This is a genomic window from Xanthomonas sp. NCPPB 2866 (genome assembly GCF_041475745.2).
In the GTDB taxonomy this organism is placed as follows: Bacteria; Pseudomonadota; Gammaproteobacteria; order Xanthomonadales; family Xanthomonadaceae; genus Xanthomonas; species Xanthomonas arboricola.
In genome coordinates this window covers 2,294,624-2,320,710 of record NZ_CM192975.1, presented here as the reverse complement: position 1 = coordinate 2,320,710, position 26,087 = coordinate 2,294,624, and the positions used below count along the sequence as shown (strand labels likewise).

Here is a 26,087-nt window from a genome sequence, read left to right as displayed (position 1 = left end):
AAAATGAAAAACCGCAGTCCGCTTCACTCGGAAGCAGGTACCACGGAGCCGTCGGAGGATACCGCAAAACGGGCCACGTTAGCGCGCTGGAACGGTTTCACATCGACGATACTGCCGCCTTGCTGAACCTCTACCGCCGACGCATTACCCAGCACGATGCGACCCACCTGCCCTGGCGAATAACTGCGACGCTCGCCGGCACGCACCAGTGCCTTTTCGACCGCGCTGCCATCCGGTGCCAGAATCTGCACCCAGCTGTCGCCGCTGAAACTCAACGACAAACTGCCGCCACTGGCGGCCGACACTGCAAGGGTCTCGACCTCGGGCGTGGCCCGTGGCACCGGCGTCATCGACGCGATGTACGGCGCCGGCTGCTCGCGCGGCGCGCTGGCCGGCTGCGTGGCAGCGTTGGCCGGGGTGCCGGTCCCGGGCGCTTCCGGCATGCTGTCCAGCGATACCGTGCTGGGCGCCTTGCCATCCAGATGCGAACGGGTCGCGTACCACACCGGCACCGCGAACACGCCGGTGATCACCACATACATCGCCTTGCGCGCCGTGCTTTCCAGGATGCGCCGCGCCCGCGGCGTATGCGTGTGGCTGACCAGCTTGACCGGCTCGATCGGCGCAATCGCCGCTTGCTGCAGCAGCGGCTCCAGGTCCACATGCAGCAAGCGCGCATAGCTGCGCAACTGACCGCGCACGAAGACCGGCGCACCCAGGCGTTGCCAGTCTTCCTGCTCCAGCGAGCGCACCACGTGCGCCGGCATGCGCAGCTTGCCGGCGACTTCGTCCACGCTCAGACCTGCCGCTTCGCGCGCGTCGCGCAAATGCTGTCCGCAGCCCTTTTCCTGCTCGAAAGGGTTCGGATTGGAATCACTGATCACAATGCATTGGCCCCGGGGTTAGCGGTCGCTGCGTCAGGAAATTCCTTGACCAACCGCTGTTGATAACGGCTGGCAGCTACCTTGTCGCCTAGCCCTTGCTCAATCTGAATGGCGAGTTGTAACACGGAAGCGGTTGCCGGTGCAGCCGCAAGCCGTCGTTCAATAAACGCACGCGCTTCGAAATAATTGCGATTGGTCGCTTCGGAGCGCGCCATCGACTCGAGTGCGTATGGATTCCGCGGATCCAGTTCCAGCGCCTTGCGCAAGTCGCCGACCGCCCGCTGCGGCTGCCCGGCCTTGAGTGCGCAGCCACCTGCATTGCCCAACGCGGAGGCTGGCGATGCGTAGTTTCTGTCGGTCAGGGCGCGATCGAACCAGATCAGCGATTCGGCCGGCGAGCCGTTCGCGCACAACCACGCGCCGTAATTGTTCAGGACATCGCCGCGCTGCGGCGCAAGCTCCGCGGCCCGGCGGTATGACGCACCGGAGCCGGCAACATCGCCCTTGGCGCCTTGAATCAGCGCCAGCAGACCAATGGCATCCACCGACTGGGGATCTTTCTTCAAGGCTGCACGGACCTGCTCTTCGGCAGCGACGTAGTCGCCTGTCTGCAGCCGATTATTGGCCAGGCCCAGCTTCTCCTGCACCGCCAGACGATTCTTTGTCGCGGTGCTGTCGCGGAACGAATGCACCTGCGCGACCTCCTCGACCGTCTGGACCGAGCCGGCCTTGGCATTGCGACCACCGCAGCCGACCGCGCACAGTGCGATCGCCACAGCCGCCATGGCTGCTAGATCACGCTGCCGCATCTCGACCGGCCTGCCCTTCCAGGGTGCGCAGGAAATCCGCCTGACGACGGGTGCGGTCCATAACCTGCCCCTTGAGCTGCCCGCAGGCGGCGTCGATATCGTCGCCACGGGTCCGCCGGACCATCGTCAGCACTTGTGCGTCGAGCAGGATCTTCTGAAACGCGCGGATCTCGGTCTCGCCCGAGCGCTCGTAACGCGTGCCCGGGAATGGATTGAACGGAATCAGGTTGACCTTGCCGGCGTCCTTGGACTGCACCGCATTGTCGAACTGACGCATCAACCTGGCCAGCTGGCGCGCATGCTCGGGCTGGTCGTTGATGCCTTTCATCAAGGTGTATTCGAAGGTGACCGAATCGCGCTTCTTGTTGCCGCGCAGATAGCGCGCGCAGGATTCCATCAGCTCGGCGATCGGGTATTTCTTGTTTAACGGCACCAGGCTTTCGCGCAGCGTGTCGTTGGCCGCATGCAGCGAGACCGCCAGCGAGACATCGCTTTCGGTCGAGAGCCGGTCGATCATCGGCACCAGGCCGGAGGTCGACAGCGTCACCCGCTTGCTGGCCAGGCCGTAGCCCAGGTCGTCGCGCATCACGCTCATGGCGCGAACGACGTTGTCGAAATTCATCAGCGGCTCGCCCATGCCCATCATCACCACATTGGTGAGGCGGCGCTGCTGGTGCGGCACGTTGCCCAGATGGCGCGCCGCCACCCACACCTGCCCGACGATCTCGGCGGTGGTGAGGTTACGGTTGAAGCCCTGGGTGGCAGTCGAACAGAAGGTGCAGTTCAGACCGCAGCCGACCTGGGACGACACACACAGCGTGCCGCGGCCCTTGTCGGGGATGTAGACGGTTTCGATCGCGTTCTTGCCGTCGGTACCCATGGCCAGCAGCCACTTGTGGGTCCCGTCGGTGGACGGCTTGTCGAACACGACATTCGGGACGAGGACCTCGGCGTGCTGGTGCAACTTTGCACGCAGCGCCTTGCCGAGGTCCGTCATCTGATCGAAATCGGTGACGTAGCGATGGTGGATCCACTTCATCACCTGATGGGCACGGTAGCGCGCTTCGCCGAGCGTGTCGGCGAAGAAGCGCTCCAGTCCCTCGCGGTCGAGGTCGAGCAGGTTCTGCTTGCGCAGTTCCGGGGTACGGACGGGAACGTCCTGCAGCACGGAGGGGATCACGACCTCATTCACGATTCGACTCTCTCGGCCTCAGCGCGAGACCACTTCGGTGGCGGCAAAGAAATACGCGACTTCGTTGGCAGCGTTCTCGACCGAATCCGAGCCGTGGGCGGCATTTGCATCGATCGAGTCGGCGAAGTCGGCGCGGATGGTGCCCGGCGCAGCGTCCTTGGGATTGGTCGCGCCCAGCAGGTCACGGTGTGCGGCAACGGCGTTCTCGCCTTCCAGCGCCTGGATCATCACCGGGCCGGAGATCATGAACTCGACCAGCGCGTTGAAGAACGGACGCTCGCGGTGCACGGCATAGAAGCCTTCGGCTTCGCGACGCGACAGCTGCTTGTACTTGGACGCCACGATCTTCAGGCCGGCCTTCTCGAAACGGCTGTAGATTTCGCCGATGACGTTCTTGGCAACGGCGTCGGGCTTGATGATGGACAGGGTGCGCTCCAGCGCCATGGGAGGATCTCCGTTGGGCGGGCCACTGAAGGCCCGAGGTTATCATGAAAAAAACCCGCGTCAAAACGCGGGCTTAGGCTTCTTTGCGATGGTCAATTCTATCCCTTCGTCGCTGCATTTGCACACCGCCCCCTGAATCGTGCTGCGCTGCCGCATGACCGCCACAGCGTCCAGCCCGTAGACTCAAACAATCGTTTGATTGAGTTCCGCCCCGCGCATGCCCAAGCCCGCCCACTTCTCCACCAAGGACCGCATCCTCGGCGCGGCCGAGGAGCTGTTCGCCCAGCATGGCTTCGCCGGAACCTCGCTGCGCCAGCTGACCACCCAGGCCGACGTCAATATCGCGGCGGTCAATTACCACTTCGGGTCCAAGGAAAACCTGGTCAACGAGGTGTTCCGTCGCCGCATGGACGAGATGACTGCCGCGCGCCTGCAGCAACTGGAGGCGGCCAGGAAGTCACAGCCGGGCGAGCTCACCGCGGTGCTGGCGGCCTTCGTCGAGCCGGCCCTGGCGATGGCGCAGGACCGCCAGAGCGGCGGCGCGTTCGTGCGGGTAATTGCGCGCGCCTATGCTGAAAAGAACGACAACCTGCGCAAGTTCCTGTCCGACCACTACGGACATGTGCTGCGCGAGTTCGGCAAGGCCATCGCTGCCTGCGTGCCGGGCCTGAGCAAGGAAGAGCTGTACTGGCGCCTGGATTTCCTGGCCGGTGCGCTCACCTATGCGATGGCCGATTTCGGACTGATCAAGCGCCCGGCCGGGGTCAGCGAGGCCGACCACCGCGCGCGCGCCGCGCGCGAACTGATTCGTTTTGCGGAACCTGGTTTCCGTACCCATTCCACACCGTAGTCGCTCACACCAAAGGCTCATCGCTATGTCCAATCCGTTGCTAGTCCGTCGTGCTGCCGTGCTCGGTGCCGGCGTCATGGGCGCGCAGATCGCCGCGCACCTCACCAATGCCGGTGTCGACACCGTGCTGTTCGACCTGCCTGCCAAGGAAGGTCCTGCCGACGGCATCGTGCTCAAGGCCATCGCCAACCTCGGCAAGCTCAGCCCTGCCCCGCTCGCCAGCAAGGCCCTGGCCGAGGCGATCACGCCGGCCAACTATGAAAGCGGCCTGGAGCAGCTGCGCGATTGCGACCTGATCATCGAAGCGATCGCCGAGCGCATGGACTGGAAGCAGGACCTGTACAAGAAGATCGCCCCGTTCGTGGCCGATCACGCCGTGCTGGCCTCCAATACCTCGGGCCTGGGCATCAACAAGCTCTCCGACGTGCTGCCCGAGCAGTTGCGCCACCGCTTCTGCGGCGTGCATTTCTTCAATCCGCCGCGCTACATGCACCTGGCCGAACTGATTCCCGCCAAGGGCACCGACAAGGCCGTGCTGGAAGGCCTGGAGAGCTTCCTGGTCACCACGCTGGGCAAGGGCGTGGTGTATGCGAAGGACACCCCGAACTTCATCGGCAACCGCATCGGCGTGTTCTCGATCCTGTCCACCATCCACCACACCGCCGAGTTCGGGCTGGGCTTCGACGAAGTCGATGCGCTGACCGGCCCGCTGGTCGGGCGCCCCAAGTCGGCGACCTATCGCACCTCGGACGTGGTCGGCCTGGACACCATGGCGCACGTGATCAAGACCATGGGCGACACCCTGCCCGACGATCCGTGGCACCAGTACTTCAAGTCGCCCAAGTGGCTGGAGGCGCTGATCGGCAAGGGCGCGCTCGGCCAGAAGGTCGGTGCCGGTATCTTCCGCAAGGTCGGCAAGGACATCGTGGTGCTGGACCTGGAGAAGCAGGATTACAGAACCGCCGATCGCAGCGCGGCGCCGGAAGTGGTCGAGATCCTCAAGATCAAGAACCCGGCCGAGAAGTTCGCCAAGCTGCGCGAAAGCCAGCACCCGCAGGCGCAGTTCCTGTGGGCCACGTTCCGCGACCTGTTCCACTACAGCGCCTACCACCTGGCCGACATCGCCGAGACCGCGCGCGACGTGGATCTGGCGATCCGCTGGGGCTACGGCTGGTCGCTCGGCCCGTTCGAGACCTGGCAGGCCGCCGGCTGGAAGCAGGTGGCGCAGTGGATTGCCGAAGATATCTCCAACGGCAAGAGCATGAGCAGCGCGCCGTTGCCGAACTGGGTGTTCGACGGCCGCGATGGCGTGCATGCGGCCGAAGGCTCGTACAGCCCGGCGCGCGACGCCAAGCTGCCGCGCTCGGCACTGCCGGTATACAAGCGCCAGCGCTTCCCCGATCCGCTGCTGGGCGAACAGTTCTCGCCGGGCGAGACGGTGTTCGAAAACGACGGCGTACGCATGTGGCATGACGGCGACGACATCGCCGTGGTCAGCTTCAAGACCAAGATGAACACCGTCTCCGATCACGTGCTCAATGGCCTGCAGGAGGTCGTCGGCCGCGCCGAGAAGGACTTCGCCGGGCTGGTGATCTGGCAGCAGAAGGAGCCCTTCTCCGCCGGTGCCGATCTGGCCGGCGCGCTGGGTCTGCTGCAGGCCGGCAAGGTCGATGCATTCGAAGCGCTGGTCGCCAACTTCCAGGCCACCAGCCAGCGCATCAAATACGCGCAGGTGCCGGTGATTTCGGCCGTGCGCGGGCTGGCGCTGGGCGGCGGCTGCGAGTTCCAGATGCACAGCGCCAAGACGGTGGCCTCGCTGGAAAGCTACATCGGCCTGGTCGAAGCTGGCGTCGGCCTGCTGCCGGCCGGCGGTGGCCTGAAGGAAATCGCCGTGCGCGCCTCGCAGGCCGCAGGTCCGGGCGGCGATGTGTTCGCCGAGCTGAAGAAGACCTTCGAAACCATCGCGATGGCCAAGGTGTCCAATTCGGCGGTCAATGCCAAGGAGCTGGGCCTGCTGCGCGCCACCGACAAGGTGGTGTTCAACAGCTTCGAGTCGCTGCACATCGCCAAGGCCGAAGCGCGCGCACTGGCCGAGGGCGGCTATCGCGCCCCGCTGCCGGCACGCCGCATCCAGGTCGCCGGCGACGTCGGCATCGCCACCTTCAAGATGCTGCTGGTCAACATGCTGGAAGGCCGCTTCATCAGCGACTACGACTATGAAATCGCCACCCGTATCGCCACGGTGATGTGCGGCGGCGAAGTCGATCGCGGCGCACTGGTCGACGAAGAATGGCTGCTCAAGCTGGAGCGCAAGCACTTCGTCGAACTGGCCCAGCAGGAAAAGACCCAGGCGCGGATTGGGCACATGCTCAAGACGGGTAAGCCGTTGAGGAACTGAGATTCGGGATTCGGGTTTGGGGATTCGTAACAGCGGCTCCCCTGCCCTCCAACATTCTCGCTTCCACCAAATTCATCCGCCGGGCAGGACCATTCAGGAATCAGGATCCGCAGTTGCGAATCCCCAATCCCGACTCCCCAATCCCGGCTATCGGAGATAGCCATGAGCAAACAGATTCAAGAAGCCTACATCGTCGCCGCCACCCGTACGCCGGTCGGCAAGGCGCCGAAGGGCGTGTTCCGCAATACCCGTCCCGACGACATGCTGGCGCACGTGTTGCGTGCAGTCGTGGCGCAGGCGCCAGGCATCGATCTGTCGCGGATCGACGATGCCATCATCGGCTGCGCGATGCCCGAGGGCGAGCAAGGCATGAACGTGGCGCGCATCGGCGTGCTGCTCGCCGGCCTGCCCAACAGCGTGGCCGGCCAGACCATCAATCGTTTCTGTTCGTCCGGCATCCAGGCCGTGGCGATGGCCGCCGACCAGATCCGTCTGGGCAATGCCGACCTGATGCTGGCCGGCGGTACCGAGTCGATGTCGATGGTGCCGATGATGGGCAACAAGGTCGCCATGTCGCCGAACGTCTTTGCCGACGACCACGTCGCGATCGCCTACGGCATGGGCATCACCGCCGAGAAAGTGGCCGAGGAATGGAAGGTCTCGCGCGAGGATCAGGATGCATTCGCGCTCGCTTCGCACCAGAAGGCGATTGCCGCCATTGCCGCCGGCGAATTCCGCGACGAGATCACTCCCTACGAAATCCTGTCGCACCAGCCCGACCTGGCCGGCAATGTCATCGCGCTGCGCAAGCGGCTGGTCGACACCGACGAAGGCCCGCGTCCGGACAGCTCGCTCGAAGGCCTGGCCAAGCTGCGCCCGGTGTTCCGCAACGGCCAGTTCGGCGGCAGCGTCACCGCCGGCAACTCCTCGCAGATGAGCGACGGCGCCGGTGCGGTGCTGCTGGCCTCCGAGCAGGCGATCAAGGATTACGGGCTGACCCCGCTGGCCCGCTTTGTCAGCTTCTCGGTGGCCGGCGTGCGTCCGGAGGTGATGGGGATCGGCCCGATCGCGGCGATTCCCAAGGCGCTGAAGCAGGCCGGCCTGACCAAGGACCAACTCGACTGGATCGAGCTCAACGAAGCCTTTGCCGCGCAGGCGTTGGCGGTGATCCGCGACAGTGAGCTGGATCCGTCCAAGGTCAACCCGCTCGGCGGCGCCATCGCCCTGGGCCACCCGCTGGGCGCCACCGGTGCGATCCGTGCAGCCACCCTGGTGCACGGTCTGCGCCGTCGTCAGCAGAAATACGGCATGGTCACCATGTGCATCGGCACCGGCATGGGCGCGGCGGGCATCATCGAAGCGCTGTAAGTCATGCACTGCGGGATCGGCCGCCGGGCCGATCCCGCAACGCCGACCAGGCTGTCAGTAATCAGGGCGTGCGCGAGCACGCCTTTTTTATGCGCCAGTGCAAACGGTCGTCAGCGAATGCCAGCGACAACCATGCATCCGTCGGCACGCCCGACAGGCACGCGGCCAGGCGTCGCGTCCGAGCATGGCTCCTGATCGCACGTTGACCGTCGCCCGGCGGCGCCAACCCATGCCAGCCATTCAATCGTCGGTGTGTATCTACGCTCGCAACGTCGCCGCATCCCGGCCTTGGCTGCACTGCCGCGATTACACGGCAAAGCTGCGCCTAACGCGCCACCAGCCACTGACCGGCACGCGCACCGGCGAACACCAGCGCCAGTCCGGCCACCAGCGTGATGGCCAGATACACGCCGATCATCGCGGACCGATCCGTGCGTGCGAATACCAGGCATTCCATCATCAACGACGAGAACGTGGTCAGCCCGCCGATCACGCCGACGATCAACAAGGCCCGCAACGGCCAGCTTGCCGGCCCGCGCGCATCCAGCCAGACCAGCAGCACGCCGGCGACGAACGAGCCGAGCAGATTCACGGTCAGCGTGCCCCACGGAAATCCGTTACCGAAGCGCTGCAGCAACGACGCACCGATGGCAAAGCGCAGGCCGGAGCCCAGCGCACCGCCGGTCATCGCCAGCAGCAATTGCTGCCACCACACCGGTGCGTTCATGCGCGCACTCCACAGGCGGCAGAAGGGGGGTTCAACAAGGTGTCGTGCATGTCGGCATCATCCGGTTTTCTGAGCGAGAAAGGATGCCGGGGCACAGACCTGCCGCCCCGGCGGGGGTGGGCAGGCATCATCAGCGCGCAGGGTGCGTGCGGTTCAAGGAGGAATGCCATCTCCTGTGTGGCCGATTATGCCGTGGGCTTGCCGCCCTTGTCAGCCCGCGCCTGTTCGCGCGCGGCGCGCAGGCGGTCGAGCTTTTCCTTGAGCTTGATCTCCAGCCCGCGCGGCACCGGGTTGTAATAGACCCGCTCGCCCATCGCATCCGGAAAGCCGGTCTGGTCCAGCGCGATCCCGCCTTCGGCGTCGTGGTCGTACTGATAGTCCTGCCCGTAGCCCAACGTCTTCATCAGCTTGGTCGGCGCGTTGCGCAGATGCAGCGGCACCTCCTGCGTGCCGGTGGCGCGCACCTCGGCCTTGGCCTGGTTGAAGGCGGCATAGCCGGCATTGGACTTGGCGGTGCTGGCCAGATACAGCACCAGTTGCGCGAACGCCAGCTCGCCCTCCGGGCTGCCCAGACGCTCGTAGATGTCCCAGGCTTCCAGCGCCATGCTCTGCGCGCGCGGATCGGCCAGGCCGATATCCTCGATCGCCATGCGGGTCAGCCGCCGCGCCAGATAGGCCGGGTCGCAGCCGCCGTCGAGCATGCGCGTGAGCCAGTACAGCGCGGCATCGGGGTTGGAGCTGCGCACCGATTTGTGCAGCGCCGAAATCTGGTCGTAGAACTGCTCGCCGTTCTTGTCGAAGCGACGCGTGCGGTCGGCCAGCACCTGCAGCAGCGTCTGCGGAGTGATCTGGCCGCCCTCGCCGCCTGCCAGTTCCGCGGCGATCTCCAGCAGGGTCAATGCACGGCGCACGTCGCCGTCGGCCGCGCTGGCAATCTCCAGCAGCGAGGCATCGCTGACCTGGATGCTCTCCTGCCCCAGCCCGCGCTCCGGATCGTGCAGCGCACGTTGCAAGGCCTCGACGATGTCCTGCGGCGAAACGCCTTCCAGCACGTGCACGCGGCAGCGCGACAACAATGCCGAATTCAGTTCGAACGAGGGATTTTCGGTCGTCGCACCGACGAACAGGATCGTGCCACGCTCGATATGCGGCAGGAACGCATCCTGCTGCGCCTTGTTGAAACGGTGCACCTCATCGACGAACAACACCGTGCGGCGCCCGCCGGCGAAGCGCTGCGCAGCCTCGGCCAGCACCTGGCGCACCTCGGGCAAACCCGACAGCACTGCCGAGATCGCCTTGAACTCGGCGTCGGCGTAATGCGCCAGCAGCAGCGCCAGGGTGGTCTTGCCGCAACCGGGCGGACCCCACAGGATCATCGAATGCACACGGCCGGATTCCACCGCGCGTCGCAATGCGCTGTCGGGCGCGAGCAGTCGCTTCTGCCCGACCATCTCGTCAAGGGTGCGCGGACGCATGCGCTCGGCCAGCGGGCGCAGGTGCTCGCCGTCTACGCTGAGCAGATCGGCTTCGGGAGTGATGGGGAGCTTGGTTCGTGCCACGCGGCATTGTATCGCGTCAGCCAACGACCTTCTGCGAACACGGCCGTTGGCTGCACGACTCCTGCAAGCAACGGCCTACTGCGCGTCGCCGACCACGTCCACACCCTTGCCCGGCGTGTAGCGGAAGGTGTCGGCCGCGAATGCCGGATTGCGCTTCCAACCGCTGAAGCTGATCGCGGTGCGCTGGCCGACCGCATCCACCACTTCCATCCTGGCTAGGCCATCCTTGCCGAACCCCAGCGAGGCCATCTGGAAACTGGCTTCGGTGTCGACCTTGGGCGTCAGCGACAGCCATTGCAGTCCGTCACGCGGCGCCGCTTCTTCGCTGACGTCGTATTGCTTGTCCAGGCGCGCCGGGTCGATCAATGCAACCAGTGGGCTGTTCTGTTCTTCGCTGCCCTGCGCACGCACGGTCACCTGCTCCAGGTCCGGGTCGAACACCCACACCTTCTTGCCGTCGGCCACGATCAGCTGCTTGTAGGGCTTGGCGTATTCCCAACGGAACTGGCGCGGCGCCGACAATGCCACCCGCCCGCTCGCGCGTTCCTTGACCCGGCCGTTGGCATCGGAGACCTGCTGGCTGAACTGCCCGTCCAGGCCTTTCAGGCCGCGTGTGAACGTGTCCAGCTCCTGACGCGCACCGGCAAACGCGGTGCCGGCGAACAAGGCGGTGGCGAGAACGGCATAACGGAGCTGGCGATGCATCGCGGTGTTCCAGAAAGGGAATGCGGGAATTCTGATACTTCCTGGATGAATGGGCGAGCGCTATCGCACAAGGCGTTCAGATCGCGGCCGCCGCCAGTCGATTCATCTCACTGCGCCGTCTGTACCCTGGACAGATCGCCATACACGATCTGCCCGCGAAAGCCGCGCCGCACCTGCTGGTAGAGCTCGCGAAACGCGCGGTAATCCTGCGGCTGACACAGCGCCTGCGGCCCACGTACTGCCGCGCGTTGCAGGCGATGCACCGCCGTCACCGTCTGGCCCTGGCGCGTCCACTCGACCGCGTACTCGCCAGCAGCGTTGCGAAAGCGGCTGCTGCGCGGAATCGCGATGATCGGCACCGTCGCCGGGAAGCTCACCACATAGGTCTCTTCGCGCACGCTGTCGTTGCAGTAGAACGGGGTCAGGTTGTCGTCGGCCGAGGTGGTCGTATAGATGCCACGGGTGGATTCGGCACCGGGCATGTCGGGCAACGTCATGCCGCCGACCACCGAAAAATCCACTGCATCCTCGGCCTGGAAGGAGTAGCGATAGTTGAACGGCGCATCCAGATCCAGCGGGTCGCCCTGGATCAACAGATCGCCGGTGCCGTCGAAGCCGGACTGCGCAATGATCGACTCCTCGATGCGATTGCGGTTCTGCGCATTGAGCTGCACGAACATCGCACGCAGCCCCACCTCGCCGGTCTGCCCACTGTCGAGCGTGGTCAGGCCGTGCAGCCCGCCCTGCGGAGTAAAGCGGTACTCGGTACGCGCGACATAGCGGTTGACCTTGCGGTCGTTGGGCGGGGTATGCGTGACCTTGCCGTCCAGCGTATGCACCACCGGCGCCCCGAGGTCGCCGGCCGGCAACTGGCCGAAGCGCGCATAGGGGTTGGTCGAATCCACATACAGATCGAACGCCGGGATATAGGTGATGGCGTGGTTGAAGCGGCCGAGCACCGGGATCGGCGGCAGCGTCGGCCCGCCCTCGGCACCGATCAGCACCGGTGTGCTGGCGATGCCCTTGGCCGCCAGCAAGGCTTCCAGGATCACGGTGTGGTCCTTGCAGTCGCCATAGTGGTTGGCCAGGATGCTGTCGGCGCTGTTGGGCTCCAGCCCGCCGTTGCCCAGGTATACCGCCACGTAGCGGATATTGCGCGCCACCCACGCGTACAGCGCAGCGGCCTGCGCCCGCGGCGCGTCGATGCCTCGGGTCACCTCGTCGGCCAGCGACTGGATCGCCGGCGTCACCGCGGCGGCGCGGCCACCCTTGACGTGATAGGCCAGGCCCATCTGCGACCAGCTGTCGAAGGTGCTGGCCATCAAGGTGGGGCTGAACTCCCAGGTCGCCGCGCTCCAGTTCTGGTTCTTCATCGGCGTGGTGCGCTGATAGCGCCACTCCCAGCGCGCCTGATCGCCACGCACCACCGGCCTGGTCCCGCCCTGCAAGCCGCGCACCGACAAATGCATCGGCAATGCCTTCGGCGCCACCAGCGTGACCACCGCATCGTCGTATTGCGCGAACACGCTGAAGGTCTCCCACAGGCTGAAATAGCCGGGGAAGTACGGGGTGTTCTGCGCACGCCGCACGCGATAGACGATGCGCGCGCCCGGGGCCAGATTCGGGAACACCACCACCTTGACCTTGCGGTCGGCATACATCGCCGCCGCTGCGCTGGAATAGCTTTCCTGGGTGTAGATCTTGTCGGGCGCCACGTCCTGGCGCAGCCCTTCGGCGGTGACGGTGTAGGCCTGCAGCACCTCCAGGGTTTCCATCTTCTCGCTATAGCTCAGCCGCACCTGGCTGAACTGTTCCACCGCCGACTTGGTCTTGAGCAGGATCTCGTATTCGTCGGTTTCCACGCTGCTGGCATCGGCACGCACTTCGTAATCGGCGCGATAGCGCACGAAGCTGTAGTTGGTGTCGGCCTGCGTGCGCACCACAGCGGCAGCAGGCGCAGCCTGTTGCTGGGCCTGGGCCAGCAATGGCAGTGAGATCAGCAGCAGGAGCAGCAACACGGAACGACGCAGCATGGGTCTCGATCGCGGCGGGCCGGAGCGGCCCTCGGGCATCAGGGTAGCCGGTGTGCGCCGCAGCGTCAGGCACCGGCCTCCAACATTGCCGCATCCATGCGCATGTGCATGCGCACACACACCCCGCATCAGCCCGGAACGCGGCGTCGACCAGGCCGATACGCGCCGCGTTGCCGGCCGCCGATTACTTGGGCGGCGGCGGTGCCAGCACGGTGCGGTCTCCATTGTGCTCGGGCGGGCTGACCACGCCGGCCGCTTCCATCGCTTCGATCAGGCGTGCGGCGCGGTTGTAGCCGATCTTCAAGCGCCGCTGCACGCCGGAGATCGAGGCACGCCGGGTTTCGGTGACGATGCGCAAGGCTTCGTCGTACAAGGGGTCGGACTCGTCGCCGCCACCGCCGCTGCTTTCCGGCAAACCGGTCGCACCGACCACGGTGCCATCGCCCATGGTCTGAACCTCGTCCAGCACGCCCTCGACGTAGGACACCGGCCCGCTGGCCTTGAGATGCTCGACCACCCGATGCACTTCCTCGTCGCTGACGAAGGCACCATGCACGCGGTCCGGCAGCGCAGTGCCGGGCGGCAGATACAGCATGTCGCCATTGCCCAGCAGCGCTTCGGCGCCGGACTGATCCAGGATGGTGCGCGAGTCGATCTTGGAGCTGACCTGGAACGCCACGCGGGTCGGGATATTGGCCTTGATCAGGCCGGTGATCACGTCCACCGACGGCCGCTGCGTGGCCAGGATCAGATGGATACCGGCCGCACGCGCCTTCTGCGCCAGGCGCGCAATCAACTCTTCGACCTTCTTGCCGACGATCATCATCATGTCGGCGAATTCGTCGATGAAGATCACGATGAACGGCAGCGTCTCCAGCGGCCGCGGCGCCTCGCCCAGTTCGGGATTGGGCTTGAACAACGGGTCCATCATCGGCTGGCCGGCGTCGATGGCGTCCTTGATCTTCTTGTTGAAACCGGCCAGGTTGCGCACGCCCACTGCGCTCATCAGCTTGTAGCGGCGCTCCATCTCGGCCACGCACCAACGCAGGCCGTTGGCGGCCTCCTTCATGTCTGTGACCACCGGCGCCAGCAGATGCGGGATGCCCTGATAGACGCTCAATTCGAGCATCTTCGGGTCGATCATCAGCATGCGCAGTTCCTTGTGCGAGGCCTTGAACAGCAGGCTCAGCACCATCGCGTTGACCGCCACCGACTTGCCCGAGCCGGTTGTGCCGGCCACCAGCAAGTGCGGCATGCGCGCCAGGTCGGCCACCGTCGGGCGCCCGGCGATGTCCTTGCCCAGGGCCAGGGTCAGCGGACTGGCCGACTTGTCGTATTCCTTGGAGCGCAGCAGCTCGGACAGGAAGATCATCTCGCGGCTGACGTTGGGGATCTCCAGGCCGATCACCGACTTGCCCGGGATCACGTCGACCACACGCACTGACTTGACCGACAGCCCGCGCGCGATGTCCTTGTCCAGCGAGCTGATCTGGCTGACCTTGATGCCCGGTGCCGGCTCGATCTCGAAGCGGGTGATCACCGGGCCCGGATAGGCCCCGACTACCTGCGCCTCGATGCGGAAATCCTTGAGCTTGAACTCGATCTGCCGCGACAGCGTCTCCAGCGTCTCTTCCGAATAGCCCTTGGCCTGCGGCTTGGGGTCGTCCAGCAGGGCCAGCGGCGGCAGGTCGGAGCCGTCGGTGCTCACGCCCTGGAACATCGGGATCTGGGTATCGCGCTTAGCGCGCTCGCTCTTTTCCACCACCGGTGCCGGCGGCGGCTCGATCTTGACCGGCTCGCGCTTGGCCTGCTTGACCGCATCGACCTTGCGCACTTCCTCGCGCTCTTCGCGCATCACGCGGGTCTGCTGCCACTCGGTGGCCTGGTGGGTCTTGCGCTGCATCAGCGGCCCCAGCGCCAGCACCCAGGTGCCGATGCGCTCCATCACCGCAAACCACGACAGGCCGGTGGCCAGGGTGATCGACACCAGCAGCAGCACCAGCACGAACAGGTTGGCACCCAAGGCCCCGAACCCGGCGCTCAGCGAATTGCTGACCAACCGCCCCAGGATCCCGCCGGCGGCGGCCACGTCGCCGTTGAACAGGCGCAGATGCAGGAAGCCGGTCGAAGCGATCAGGAAACCCACCATGCCGACCAGCCGCAATGCCGGCCCCAGATCGGCCTCGGCCTGCCCTTCCTTGTCCATGCCGAACAAGGCGATCCAGGCCACCGCGCCCAGTACCACCGGCAGCAGGAAGGCCACATAACCGAACAACTGCAGCAGCACGTCGGCCGTCCAGGCGCCGACGCGGCCGCCCATGTTGTGCACCGGCGCGACCACGCTGCCCGTCTGCGACCAGCCCGGATCGGCGCTCGAATAGGTGAACAGGCTGGCCAGCAGATACAGCAGCAGCGGCGCCACCGCGATCAATGCCAGATCGCGCCAGAGCTTTTGCCGACGCGGATTGTCCGCCGCCGCTGTCTTGCGCGAGGACGTCTTGCCCTCAGCGGGCTTGCTGCGTTCGGGAACCTGCTTTGCCACCTGTAGCCAGACCTTAGAAAAATGCTGTTAGTGGTTGATAATAAACGACTGAGGCCACGGTTTCAGCTGTTGCATGCGCATCGCCTGCGCGGGCATGCGATGGTCAACAAAAAACGCCGCACGGGGCGGCGTTGATTGCGCGTACTGGGTGGACCATGCCATCTGCGGTTCAAGCAGTTCCATCGCGCCGCCTTGATTCACCGGGTGGGGACCGCCACTCTATGCCGCCACAGGGGCGCGAATTCACCCGCCTGCCCTGCCAACTCCTAGATCGCGAGTATACATGAGCGCCTCTTCTGCCAGTCCCGCCAAGCATTCCCGTCTGCTGATCCTGGGCTCCGGCCCGGCCGGCTGGACCGCCGCGGTCTACGCCGCCCGCGCCAACCTCAAGCCAGTGGTGATCACCGGCCTGCAGCAAGGCGGCCAGCTGATGACCACCACCGAAGTCGACAACTGGCCGGGCGACCCCCACGGCCTGATGGGCCCGGACCTGATGAGCCGCATGCAGGCGCATGCCGAGCGCTTCGAGACCGAGGTGATCTTCGACCACATCCACACCGCCGACCTGTCGCAGCGCCCGTTCCGTCTGACCGGCGACGGTGCCGAATACACCTGCGACGCACTGATCATCTCCACCGGCGCCACCGCCAAGTACCTGGGCATCCCCAGCGAGGAAGCCTTCAAGGGCCGCGGCGTGTCCGCCTGCGCCACCTGCGACGGCTTCTTCTACAAGGACCAGGACGTGGTGGTGGTCGGCGGCGGCAATACCGCAGTCGAAGAAGCGCTGTACCTGTCAAACATCGCCCGCAAGGTCTACCTGGTGCATCGCCGCGACACGCTGCGCGCCGAAAAGATCATGCAGGACAAGCTGTTCGCCAAGGTCGCCGCCGGCAAGATCGAAACCGTCTGGCACCACGCCATCGATGAAGTGCTGGGCAACGATGCCGGCGTCACCGGCGTGCGGGTCAAGTCCACCCTCGACGGCAGCACCCGCGAGATCGTCGCGCACGGCTTCTTCGTTGCCATCGGCCATCACCCCAACACGCAATTGTTCGACGGCCAGCTGGCGATGAACAACGGCTACCTGGAAATCCGCTCCGGCCTCAACGGCGCGGCGACCGAGACCTCGGTGGCCGGTGTGTTCGCCGCCGGCGACGTCGCCGACCAGCACTACCGCCAGGCGATCACTTCGGCCGGCTTCGGCTGCATGGCCGCGCTGGATGCCGAGCGCTACCTCGACAAGAGCGCCTGAGGTGGCTGCTGACCGCCGGCTGCGCCGTGCGGGCAGCGCCGAAACCAGTGGACCGTGCGCATGAGCGTCACGGCCCGCTGGTGCCGCCGGCTGGACGAGCTTCCGGCCGGTGCCTGGGACACGCTGCATGACGGCGCGCACCCATTCATTTCTTACGCGTTCCTGGAAGGCCTGGAGCAGGAGGGCTGCCTGCGCCCGGACTGGGGCTGGAACCCGCTGCACCTGACACTATGGGACGGCGACACGCTGGTCGCCGCCGCACCGGGATACCTGAAGAACAACTCGCATGGCGAGTTCGTGTTCGACCACGCCTGGGCGCACGCCTACGCGCGCTACGGGCAGGAGTACTTCCCCAAGTGGCTGTGCGGGGTGCCCTACTCGCCGGTGACCGGACCGCGCCTGCTGGGCGCACCACGCTGGCGCCCGCAGTTGCTCGAGGCGATGCGCACGCTGGTGGAGCGCAGCGGGCTGTCGTCGGCGCACGTCAACTTCCACCCGGCCGACGAAGATGCCGCCTTCGACGCCGACTGGCTGGAGCGCAACGATCTGCAGTACCACTGGCACAACGCCAGCGGCTGGAGCGATTTCGAAAGCTTCCTGGCGGCGATGGATCACAAGCGGCGCAAGAACATCCGCCAGGAGCGCGCCAAGGTGCAGCGGGCCGGCGTGCAGTTGCGCGTGGTGCATGGCGATGAAGCCAGCGACGCCGACCTGGAAGCGATGTACGGTTTCTATCTCAAGACCTTCAACGAATACGGCAACTCGCCCGCGCTGACGCCGGAATTCCTGCATCACCTGGCCCGGCACCTGCCGCGCCAGCTGGTAATGTTTCTGGCCGAGCTGGACGGGAAACCGATCGCCGGCGCGCTCTGTCTGCGCGGGCGCGACACGCTGTACGGGCGTTACTGGGGCGGTGAAGCCCTTCCGGGGCTGCATTTTGAAACCTGCTACTACCAGGGCATCGAATACTGTCTGCGCGAGGGCCTGGCCCGCTTCGAGCCCGGCGCGCAAGGCGAGCACAAGATCGCGCGCGGCTTTCTGCCGACCCTGGTCCGCAGCCGCCACTGGATCGCCGACACCGGCTTCCGCGAGCCGCTGGCGCAATGGTGTGCCGACGAGCGCCAGGCGGTGGCCCGGCATGCACGCGAGCTGTCCGAGCACAGCCCGTTTCGCGACTGAGCCGCGCGGCGGCGACGTAGCGCGCAGTCGCCGCTGATCGCCGGCCGGGCGTCTTGGGGACGTCGGAGCAAGGCGGCCAATCCACCCAGAGAACATTCGTCTGGCGAGTGCGAACTACGCGCCCAGCATCGCGGTGCTTGCGGACGCATGCCGCAACGCGTGTCGACCACACCCGCTGACCGTCGCATGCCGGCGATGGTCGTCGCACTGGGTGCAGCATGTACGACACGCTCTACACTGCGCGCATGTCCCGCGCCCTTCCCTACCTGCTGGCGGCCGATCCGGCCGCCCCGTTTCCTCCGGCCGAGTCCGCGTTGCGCGAGCCGGACGGCCTGCTCGCCATCGGCGGCGATCTGTCGCCGCAGCGCCTGCTCAACGCCTATGCCAGTGGCGTGTTTCCGTGGTTCTCGGAAGGCCAGCCGATTCTGTGGTGGAGCCCGGACCCACGCACGGTGTTTCGCACCGATGGCGTGCGCCTGTCCTCGCGTTTCCGTCGCCAGCTGCGCAGCAGCCCCTGGATCGTGCGCGCCGATACCGCCTTCGCGCAGGTGATCGATGCCTGCGCGTCGATTCCGCGTGCCGGCCAGGATGGCACCTGGATCACCACGCCGATGCAGCAGGCCTACATCGAACTGCATCGGCTGGGCCACGCGCATTCGCTGGAGGTATTCGATGGCACGCGCCTGGTCGGCGGCATCTACGGCGTGGCGGTCGGCCGGATGTTCTTCGGCGAGAGCATGTTCAGTGCCGACAGCGGCGGCTCCAAGGTGGCGCTGGCGGCACTGGCCGCGCACCTGCACTCCCGCGGGTGGCCGTTGCTCGATGCGCAGGTGGAGAATCCGCACCTGATGCGCCTGGGTGCGCAACGCCTGACACGTGCAGAGTTCCTGCAGCAGGTGCGGCTGCAGGTCGGCCAGGCGGCGGCACCCGGCAGTTGGTCCGAGCGCTACGGCGAGCGGCCTGCCAGCGCGCTTGCTGAAGTCCGCTTAACATAAAATTTGCACCGCGGGGAGATGGGGCGTAAAATGCCGTCCCTTACGGCCCTTCCGGGCCAGCCGTGATTGCACAGGATTACATGTCGAAAGACGACTCCATTGAATTCGAAGGCAGCGTCAGCGAGACGCTCCCCAACACCACGTTCCGGGTCAAGCTGGAAAACGGGCATGAAATCATCGCCCACATCTCCGGCCGCATGCGCAAGAACTACATCCGCATCCTGACCGGCGACCGGGTCAAAGTTGAGATGACTCCCTACGACCTGACCAAGGGTCGTATTACCTACCGCATGAAGTAAGCGGTTCTGGTGTGAGACGCGAGGCGGCCAATGGCCGCTTTTTGTCGTGCCCGAGATTTGCGTATCGGGTTGGCAGCGGTGATTCGGCAGTGTCGGCTTGCTTCTGTCTTCGCTTGCCTTGCCTCCGGCGCTTGCGCCTCGATCGCTACCCTGCCCAAGCTCTGGAAGCGCGCTGTCGTTGCTCCTCGCGAGCCGCGACCGCCGCCCGGTTTCTACGCGCCCCTCACTCGGGCCACAAGTTCTGAGGGCATAAAAAAAACCGCTCTTTCGAGCGGTTCTTTCGTTTCAGGACCGCAAGGCGGTCAGTCGACCGTTGCCGGCAGCAGACGCTCCGGTTCCGGGTGCGCTTCCACCACCAGTTCGCCATCCTTGACGTCGATACTGACCCGACCGCCTTCCACCAGCTTGCCGAACAACAGTTCGTCGGCCAGCGGACGCTTGATCTTCTCCTGAATCACACGCGACATCGGGCGCGCGCCCATCAACGGATCGAAGCCGTGCTGGGCCAGCCAGTCGCGCGCAGTCGGGGTGGCCGACAGCGAGACATGCTTTTCCTGCAACAGCATTTCCAGCTCGATGATGAACTTGTCCACCACCCGCAGGATGTGATCGAAGCCCAGCGGCTGGAACTGCACGATCGCATCCAGGCGGTTGCGGAACTCGGGCGTGAAGCCGCGGCGGATCGACTCCATCGCATCGGTGGAGTGATCCTGCTTGGTGAAGCCGATCGACCGCCGCGACGCCTGGGTGGCGCCGGCATTGGTCGTCATCACCAGGATCACGTTCTTGAAGTTCGCCTCGCGCCCGTTGGTGTCGGTGAGGATGCCGCGATCCATGACCTGCAACAGGATGTTGAAGATGTCCGGATGCGCCTTCTCCACCTCATCCAGCAGCAGCACGCAGTGCGGCGTCTTGACGATTTTCTCGGTCAACAGACCGCCTTGATCGAAGCCCACATAACCCGGAGGCGCACCGATCAGGCGGCTGATCGAATGCGCTTCCATGTACTCGGACATGTCGAAGCGCACCAGTTCGATCCCCAGCTGCAGCGCGAGCTGCTTGGTGACCTCGGTCTTGCCGACGCCGGTAGGGCCGGCAAACAGGAAGTTGCCGATCGGCTTTTCCGGATTGGCCAGACCCGAGCGTGCCAGCTTGATCGAGCCGGCCAGCGTCTCGATTGCCGGGTTCTGCCCGAAGATCACCATCTTCAGGTTGCGCTCCAGATGCTGCAGCACGTCCTTGTCGGTCGCGCTAACCTGCTTGGCCGGAATCCGCGCCATCTTGGCGACGATGGTCTCGATCTCCTCGATATCGATCAGTTCCTTGCGCTTGCCTTCCGGCAGCAGACGCTGACGCGCACCGGCCTCGTCGATCACATCGATCGCCTTGTCCGGCAGCAGGCGGTCGCCGATGTGCTTGACCGACAGGTCTACGGCCGCCTGCAGCGCGTCATCGGCATAGGTCACGCCGTGATGCGCCTCGTACTTGGGCTTGAGGCCCTGCAGGATTTCGAAGGTCTCGCCCACGGTCGGCTCGACGATGTCGATCTTCTGGAAGCGACGTGCCAGTGCACGGTCCTTTTCGAAGATGCCGCGGTATTCCTGGAACGTGGTCGAGCCGATGCAGCGCAGCTCGCCCGACGACAGCGCCGGCTTGATCAGATTGGACGCATCCATGGTGCCACCCGACGCCGATCCGGCACCGATGATGGTATGGATCTCGTCGATGAACAGCACCGCGTTGGGCACCTTCTTCAGCGCCGCCAGCACGCCCTTGAGGCGCTTTTCGAAGTCGCCACGGTACTTGGTGCCGGCCACCAGCGCGCCCAGGTCCAGCGAGAAGATCACCGCATCGGCCAGTACCTCCGGCACGTCGTTGTCGACGATGCGCTTGGCCAGACCTTCGGCGATCGCGGTCTTGCCCACGCCGGCCTCGCCCACGTACAGCGGGTTGTTCTTGCGGCGGCGGCACAGCACCTGGATGGTGCGCTCGATTTCGTCGCCACGGCCGACCAACGGGTCGATCTTGCCGTTGCGGGCCTGCTCGTTGAGATTGGTGGCGAACTCGGCCAGCGCATCGCCTTTGGCCTCGCCCTCCCCGCCCTCGCTCTTGGGCTCGCCATCGGAAGCGGACGGCTGCTCGCCGTCTTCACCCAGCTTGGCGATGCCGTGTGAGAGGTAATTGACGATATCCAGACGGGTGATGTCCTGCTGGTTCAGGAAGTACACCGCGTGCGAATCCTTCTCACCGAAGATCGCGACCAGCACGTTGGCGCCGGTGACTTCCTTCTTGCCCGAGGATTGCACGTGATAGACCGCACGCTGCAGCACACGCTGGAAGCCCAGGGTGGGCTGGGTGTCGCGGCCATCGTCTTCGGCCAGGCGCGAGACCGAGGCCTCGATCGCCTGCTCCAGATCGTTGTGCAAACGCACCTGGTCGGCGCCGCAAGCCTTGAGGACGGCCTGGGCGGACGGGTTGTCCAGCAGCGAGAGCAGCAGGTGCTCGACGGTCATGAACTCATGACGCGCCTCGCGTGCTCGCTTGTAGCACTGGCCGATGGTTTGCTCTAGGTCTTTGCTGAACATTGGTAACTCCGAACGGCTGTTGCCAACAATATGCGGCTTTTGTTGGGATTTACCACAACCCTATCGGATAGGCATGTTCAGACGGCGTTAGCATGTGATTGCAGCCACAGTGTTGCGCTGCTGGAATGATCGGATTGACGCCTCAGGTCTGTTCCATCGTGCACAGCAGCGGGTGCTGGTTCATGCGCGAAAATTCATTGACCTGCGCCACCTTGGACTCGGCAACTTCGCGGCTGTAGACCCCGCAGACGCCGCGTCCACGGGTGTGGACATGCAGCATGACCTGCGTGGCCCGCTCCAGATCGAGGTTGAAAAACTGCTGCAGCACCGTCACCACGAAGTCCATCGGGGTGTAGTCGTCGTTCAGCAAAAGCACCTGATAACGCGGCGGTGGCGCCACTTCAGGCTTGCTGGCTTCGACGGTGAGGCCGTGATCGTGTTCGTGTGAGGTCTTACGAGGCATCCGGGCATTATACGGTTCATCGCCGCACGCATTGGACGATTTACGCCGCGCCCCGCACAATTTGTCTCCGATTCCATGGCTGGCCCTTGATGACCGATTCCCTGACCGCGCGGTTGCTGGCGCCGTCGTTCACTGCCGACTTGTCCAGCTCCGTGCACCTTGCCGGGTCGCAGCGCCGCTTGACCCGGCTTCAAACCGTACGGTTCGCCGCCAGCGCGAGCGCGGCCCCAATCACGCAGGACCCGCAGCGATGAGTGCTTCCGACCAACGTTGGCATCCGGATGTCACCGTGGCCACCGTGGTGGTGCGCGACGGGCGCTTCCTGCAGGTGGAAGAGACCATTGGCGGCAAGCTGCTGTTGAACCAGCCTGCCGGACATCTGGAACCGGACGAGAGCCTGCTCGATGCGGCGGTGCGCGAGACGCTGGAAGAGACCGGCTGGGATGTCCGCCTGACCCACTTCATCGGCACCTACCAATGGGTCGCCCCGACTGGCCAATGCTTCCTGCGGTTTGCGTTTGTCGCCGAGGCCGTGACCCACCATCCCGAGCGCAGCCTGGATACCGGCGTGGTGCGCGCGTTGTGGATGACGCCGGACGAATTGCGCAGCGCGAGCGAGCGCCTGCGCAGCCCGCTGGTGTGGGAGGTGGTGGCCGACTATCTGGCCGGCCAGCGCCATCCCCTGGCCTTGGTGCGGCACGTCGCATGAGTACGCCGCGGATCGTTGTCGGTGTCTCCGGCGGTGTGGATTCGTCGGTGGCGGCCTGGCGGCTGGCCCAGCAGGGCGAGTCGATCGCAGGGCTGTTCATGCAGAACTGGGCCGACGACGGCAGCGGCGATTGCCGCGCCGAGGACGACCGCCGCGATGCGGTGGCGGTATGCGGGGTGCTGGGCATCCCGTTCCACTTCCGCGACTTTTCCGGCGAATACTGGAGCGGCGTGTTCGAGCACTTCCTGGCCGAATACGCGGCCGGGCGCACGCCGAATCCAGACGTGCTGTGCAACCGCGAGGTCAAGTTCAAGCATTTTCTGGAGGCGGCCCAGGCACTGGGCGCCGAGCGCATCGCCACCGGCCACTATGCGCGGGTGGCGCACAGCGGCGGGCGCTGGCGCCTGCTGCGCGGCGCCGACCGCAGCAAGGACCAGAGCTATTTCCTGCATCAGCTGGGCCAGACCCAGCTGGCCGCGACGCTGTTTCCGATCGGCGATATGGAAAAAAGCACGCTGCGCCGGGTCGCCCAGGACGCCGGTCTGCCGACCCATGCCAAGAAGGATTCCACCGGCATCTGCTTCATCGGCGAGCGCGACTTCCGCGAGTTTCTGGGCCGTTACCTGCCCGCACGCAGCGGCGAGATCCGCGACCCGCAGGGGCAGCGCATCGCCGAGCATCCGGGGGTGTTCTATTTCACCCTGGGTCAGCGCGAAGGCCTGAACATCGGTGGCGTGCGTGGGCGTGCCGCCGCGCCGTGGTACGTGGTCGGCAAGGATGTGGCGAGCAACGTGCTGTATGTGGACCAGGACCGCGACAGCCCGCTGCTGCAATCGCGCTGGCTGCAGTCCGAGCAGGCCCATTGGGTCACCGGGGCGCCGCCGGCGCGCAGCTTCGGCTGCACCGCACAGACACGTTACCGGCAGCCCGACGAGCCGTGCACGGTGGAAGTGCAGGACGATGGCAGCGTGCAGGTGCGTTTCGAGCGGCCGCAGCGGGCGGTGACGCCCGGGCAGTCGCTGGTGTTGTACGACGGCGAGGAATGCCTGGGTGGCGCAGTCATTGCCGCCACCGATGCGCCGCTGGAACGCCAACTGGCGGGATCTTCTTTTTCACCTGAGGTAGTGGCTTGATGAGTTCTTCCATGGATCACCGCGTGCTGGCGCTTGCCGGCGTCGCCCAGGCCCTGCAACAGGTGCGGCGGATCGCCGAAACCGGGCATTCGGAGGCTGCGACGGTGCGTACCGCCATGGACAGCGTGTTCCGGGTGGATGCGTCCTCGCCGGAGGCCGTGTACGGCTCGGCCGCGGATGTGGCGCAGGGCCTGCGGGTGCTGCACAACTATTTCCACAACCAGGGCCAGGACGAGGTCCTGCCGCGGCTGGCGCTGGCAGTGCTGCAGCTGGAGCGCCGCTTCGTGCGCGACACCGCCACCGTCGCCACGGTCTCCAATGGCATCGAGGCAGCGGCGCGGCAGGCACACAGCCTGGGCGACAGCGGCCACCCTGACGTGCTGAGTTCGCTGGGCGGGCTGTATGCGCAGACCATCAGCCACCTGCGCCCCAAGGTCATGGTGCAGGGCAATCCGCATTACCTGGGCCAGGCCGGCGTGGTCGCGGAAATCCGCGCGCTGCTGCTGGCCGCTGTCCGCTCGGCCGTGTTGTGGCGGCAGATGGGTGGCAGCCTGTGGGATTTCCTGTTTGCCAAGCGCGCAATGATCGATGCGGTGGACCGCGCGCTGCGCTAAATCACTGGCGATTCCGGTGTGCTACACGCGCTGGCGATCACTGGCGCGTGTCAACGAAGCTTGAACGGGCGAGACGATGTGGCGATCGTCGCTAAAGACGCAGGGGGGACGGCCGATACAGCAACCGTGACTCTGCCGAGAACGCCCATGTATTCACGTCCACTTATCCGTCTGGCCGCCCCTTTGGCCCTGACCTTGCTGTTTCCCTTCGCTGTCGGATTCGACTGGCCCGCTTCGGTGCGCTGGGCGATCCTGGCGACCATGACGCTCAGCTGGCTCGGTTTCGCTGCCTGGGTGACCTACTCCCAGTTCCGGCGTCATCCGGACCAGACCCGCATCCTGCGCGAGCAGGACCAACTGCTCAACGAACTGCGTACGTTCGTCAGCAACGAAGTCGACGGTTCACGCTCGGAAGTCGAGCGTGCCCGCGAACTGATCCGCCAGGCCGTGTCCGGTCTTGGTGGCAGCTTCGAAGCGATGAACCGCAAGTCGCGCCAGCAAAGCCAGGCATTGGCCCGCATCGTCGACCGTGCCGGTGACGACGGCAGCGCCGGTGTCGACGTCGCCCGCTTCGCCCAGCACGCCAGCTCCCGCATGGAGCAACTGGTGGAAGCGCTGGAACAGGTGAGCGGCCAAAGCACCAACACCGTGCATCACATCGATGAGATGGCGCAGCACCTGGATGGCATCTTCGCGTTGCTGGAAGACGTCAAGTCGATCGCCGACCAGACCAACCTGCTGGCCTTGAACGCCGCCATCGAAGCAGCCCGTGCCGGTGAAGCCGGTCGCGGCTTCGCGGTGGTCGCCGACGAGGTGCGCAACCTGTCCGAGCGTTCCACCACCTTCAACGAACAGATCCGCAAGCTGGCGCACAGCTCCAAGGAATCGATCGCCAAGGTGCGTGAAACGGTCTCGCAGCTGGCCTCGCGTCACATGGATCGCTCCCGCGAAGCCCGCCACGAATCGGCGGCGATGCTGGAGAACGTTGCGCAGATCAACGCCTCGCTGGGCGACGGCATGCGCGAAATTTCCGAATGCGCGCGCTCCATCGACGGTAGCGTGGCCGAAGCGGTGCGTGCCCTGCAGTTCGAGGACATCGCCACGCAGACGCTGAGCGGTATCCACACCCACCTCGATCGCCTCACCGCGATCAACCGCGAAGCGGTGGCGCTGCAGGAACTGCTGCATCGCAATGGCGGCGTGTACGACAGCGATCTGGTCGCCGCGCTGGCCAAGGTGTCCAACCGCCTGCGCGACATGCGTGTGGAATGGGAGCGCCCGCCGCACAAGCCGGTGGCGCAGCAAGGCATGGGCGCCGGTACGGTCGAGCTGTTCTAAGACCGATGC

At 65.5% G+C, this 26,087-nt stretch carries 23 protein-coding genes and 1 riboswitch; of the genes, 11 read left to right on the top strand and 12 right to left on the bottom strand.

The features are described 5' to 3' along the window. Positions 1-23: 23 nt before the first annotated feature. The 4 genes from ACCQ04_RS09990 to ndk are packed head-to-tail and all read right to left on the bottom strand — an operon-like array spanning position 24 to position 3,329. Positions 24-884 carry a helix-turn-helix domain-containing protein gene (locus ACCQ04_RS09990; protein WP_226427825.1) on the bottom strand — a complete coding sequence of 287 codons (861 nt, stop codon included), beginning with the start codon at positions 882-884 and terminating at the stop codon, positions 24-26. Next, positions 881-1,669, bottom strand: a complete 789-nt coding sequence (gene pilW, locus ACCQ04_RS09985) for a type IV pilus biogenesis/stability protein PilW (protein ID WP_226427824.1) — start codon at positions 1,667-1,669, stop codon at positions 881-883. Before pilW ends, ACCQ04_RS09990 begins: the two co-directional genes overlap by 4 nt. A gap of 10 nt (positions 1,670-1,679) precedes the next feature. After that, on the bottom strand, positions 1,680-2,885 hold the full coding sequence (rlmN, locus tag ACCQ04_RS09980) for a dual-specificity RNA methyltransferase RlmN (protein ID WP_039527310.1): 1,206 nt from the start codon (positions 2,883-2,885) through the stop codon (positions 1,680-1,682). Positions 2,886-2,903: 18 nt separating this feature from the next. Beyond that, entirely contained in the window at positions 2,904-3,329 is a 426-nt protein-coding gene (gene ndk, locus ACCQ04_RS09975; protein ID WP_024940120.1) for a nucleoside-diphosphate kinase, read from the bottom strand. A 217-nt stretch (positions 3,330-3,546) separates the two neighbouring features. Here ndk and ACCQ04_RS09970 point away from each other — a divergent pair, with 217 nt between their 5' ends. From ACCQ04_RS09970 to ACCQ04_RS09960, 3 genes are all read left to right on the top strand, one after another. Beyond that, positions 3,547-4,179 carry a TetR/AcrR family transcriptional regulator gene (locus ACCQ04_RS09970; protein WP_024940119.1) on the top strand — a complete coding sequence of 211 codons (633 nt, stop codon included), beginning with the start codon at positions 3,547-3,549 and terminating at the stop codon, positions 4,177-4,179. 25 nt (positions 4,180-4,204) lie between these two features. After that, a complete protein-coding gene (locus ACCQ04_RS09965) occupies positions 4,205-6,577 on the top strand; it encodes a 3-hydroxyacyl-CoA dehydrogenase/enoyl-CoA hydratase family protein (protein ID WP_102581678.1) in 2,373 nt (790 codons plus the stop codon). Between the two features lie 162 nt (positions 6,578-6,739). Continuing rightward, the gene (locus ACCQ04_RS09960) at positions 6,740-7,945 is read left to right on the top strand and encodes an acetyl-CoA C-acyltransferase (RefSeq protein ID WP_102597082.1); all 1,206 of its coding nucleotides are present in this window, start codon (positions 6,740-6,742) and stop codon (positions 7,943-7,945) included. Between the two features lie 325 nt (positions 7,946-8,270). Here ACCQ04_RS09960 and crcB read toward each other — a convergent pair whose 3' ends face one another. The 6 genes from crcB to ACCQ04_RS09930 all read right to left on the bottom strand — a co-directional run bounded on the left by crcB (position 8,271) and on the right by ACCQ04_RS09930 (position 15,694). Then, positions 8,271-8,672: a fluoride efflux transporter CrcB gene (gene crcB, locus ACCQ04_RS09955; RefSeq protein ID WP_065031396.1), complete on the bottom strand. Its 402-nt coding sequence runs from the start codon at positions 8,670-8,672 to the stop codon at positions 8,271-8,273. Between the two features lie 114 nt (positions 8,673-8,786). After that, positions 8,787-8,855: riboswitch (Fluoride riboswitch) on the bottom strand. A gap of 2 nt (positions 8,856-8,857) precedes the next feature. Next, entirely contained in the window at positions 8,858-10,147 is a 1,290-nt protein-coding gene (locus ACCQ04_RS09950) for a replication-associated recombination protein A (protein ID WP_226427869.1), read from the bottom strand. A 159-nt stretch (positions 10,148-10,306) separates the two neighbouring features. After that, a complete protein-coding gene (gene lolA / locus ACCQ04_RS09945) occupies positions 10,307-10,936 on the bottom strand; it encodes an outer membrane lipoprotein periplasmic chaperone LolA (RefSeq protein ID WP_016901760.1) in 630 nt (209 codons plus the stop codon). Positions 10,937-11,043: 107 nt separating this feature from the next. Further along, the gene (locus tag ACCQ04_RS09940) at positions 11,044-12,969 is read right to left on the bottom strand and encodes a DUF3857 domain-containing transglutaminase family protein (protein WP_226427822.1); all 1,926 of its coding nucleotides are present in this window, start codon (positions 12,967-12,969) and stop codon (positions 11,044-11,046) included. 184 nt (positions 12,970-13,153) lie between these two features. Beyond that, the gene (locus ACCQ04_RS09935; RefSeq protein ID WP_065031398.1) at positions 13,154-15,511 is read right to left on the bottom strand and encodes a DNA translocase FtsK; all 2,358 of its coding nucleotides are present in this window, start codon (positions 15,509-15,511) and stop codon (positions 13,154-13,156) included. 27 nt (positions 15,512-15,538) lie between these two features. Continuing rightward, a complete protein-coding gene (locus tag ACCQ04_RS09930; protein WP_226427821.1) occupies positions 15,539-15,694 on the bottom strand; it encodes a hypothetical protein in 156 nt (51 codons plus the stop codon). A gap of 100 nt (positions 15,695-15,794) precedes the next feature. Here ACCQ04_RS09930 and trxB point away from each other — a divergent pair, with 100 nt between their 5' ends. The 4 genes from trxB (at position 15,795) to infA (ending at position 19,236) form a co-directional block, all read left to right on the top strand. Then, complete coding sequence (trxB, locus tag ACCQ04_RS09925) at positions 15,795-16,763, top strand: thioredoxin-disulfide reductase (RefSeq protein WP_016901755.1); 969 nt, start codon at positions 15,795-15,797, stop codon at positions 16,761-16,763. A 60-nt stretch (positions 16,764-16,823) separates the two neighbouring features. Next, positions 16,824-17,942, top strand: coding sequence for a GNAT family N-acetyltransferase (locus ACCQ04_RS09920; RefSeq protein ID WP_226427820.1), 1,119 nt, complete (start codon positions 16,824-16,826; stop codon positions 17,940-17,942). 245 nt (positions 17,943-18,187) lie between these two features. Further along, positions 18,188-18,937 carry a leucyl/phenylalanyl-tRNA--protein transferase gene (gene aat, locus ACCQ04_RS09915; protein ID WP_184612012.1) on the top strand — a complete coding sequence of 250 codons (750 nt, stop codon included), beginning with the start codon at positions 18,188-18,190 and terminating at the stop codon, positions 18,935-18,937. 80 nt (positions 18,938-19,017) lie between these two features. Further along, positions 19,018-19,236: a translation initiation factor IF-1 gene (infA, locus tag ACCQ04_RS09910; protein WP_002813418.1), complete on the top strand. Its 219-nt coding sequence runs from the start codon at positions 19,018-19,020 to the stop codon at positions 19,234-19,236. Between the two features lie 302 nt (positions 19,237-19,538). Here the strand turns inward: infA and clpA are convergent, their stop codons facing one another. Together clpA and clpS are read right to left on the bottom strand one after the other, a co-directional pair. Then, complete coding sequence (gene clpA / locus ACCQ04_RS09905) at positions 19,539-21,821, bottom strand: ATP-dependent Clp protease ATP-binding subunit ClpA (RefSeq protein WP_039527343.1); 2,283 nt, start codon at positions 21,819-21,821, stop codon at positions 19,539-19,541. 142 nt (positions 21,822-21,963) lie between these two features. After that, on the bottom strand, positions 21,964-22,284 hold the full coding sequence (clpS, locus tag ACCQ04_RS09900; RefSeq protein WP_016901748.1) for an ATP-dependent Clp protease adapter ClpS: 321 nt from the start codon (positions 22,282-22,284) through the stop codon (positions 21,964-21,966). Between the two features lie 250 nt (positions 22,285-22,534). On the opposite strand from clpS, the gene ACCQ04_RS09895 reads away from it, so the two are divergent. From ACCQ04_RS09895 to ACCQ04_RS09880, 4 genes are read left to right on the top strand one after another with little or no spacing between them, the layout of a single operon-like run. Further along, positions 22,535-22,993, top strand: coding sequence for an NUDIX hydrolase (locus ACCQ04_RS09895; RefSeq protein WP_024940110.1), 459 nt, complete (start codon positions 22,535-22,537; stop codon positions 22,991-22,993). Continuing rightward, entirely contained in the window at positions 22,990-24,126 is a 1,137-nt protein-coding gene (mnmA, locus tag ACCQ04_RS09890) for a tRNA 2-thiouridine(34) synthase MnmA (protein ID WP_054590953.1), read from the top strand. The genes ACCQ04_RS09895 and mnmA overlap by 4 nt, the downstream gene beginning before the upstream one ends. Continuing rightward, the gene (hflD, locus tag ACCQ04_RS09885) at positions 24,126-24,740 is read left to right on the top strand and encodes a high frequency lysogenization protein HflD (RefSeq protein WP_226427819.1); all 615 of its coding nucleotides are present in this window, start codon (positions 24,126-24,128) and stop codon (positions 24,738-24,740) included. The genes mnmA and hflD overlap by 1 nt, the downstream gene beginning before the upstream one ends. A 60-nt stretch (positions 24,741-24,800) precedes the next feature. Further along, the gene (locus ACCQ04_RS09880; RefSeq protein WP_184455874.1) at positions 24,801-26,078 is read left to right on the top strand and encodes a methyl-accepting chemotaxis protein; all 1,278 of its coding nucleotides are present in this window, start codon (positions 24,801-24,803) and stop codon (positions 26,076-26,078) included. The last annotated feature ends 9 nt before the right edge of the window (positions 26,079-26,087 follow it).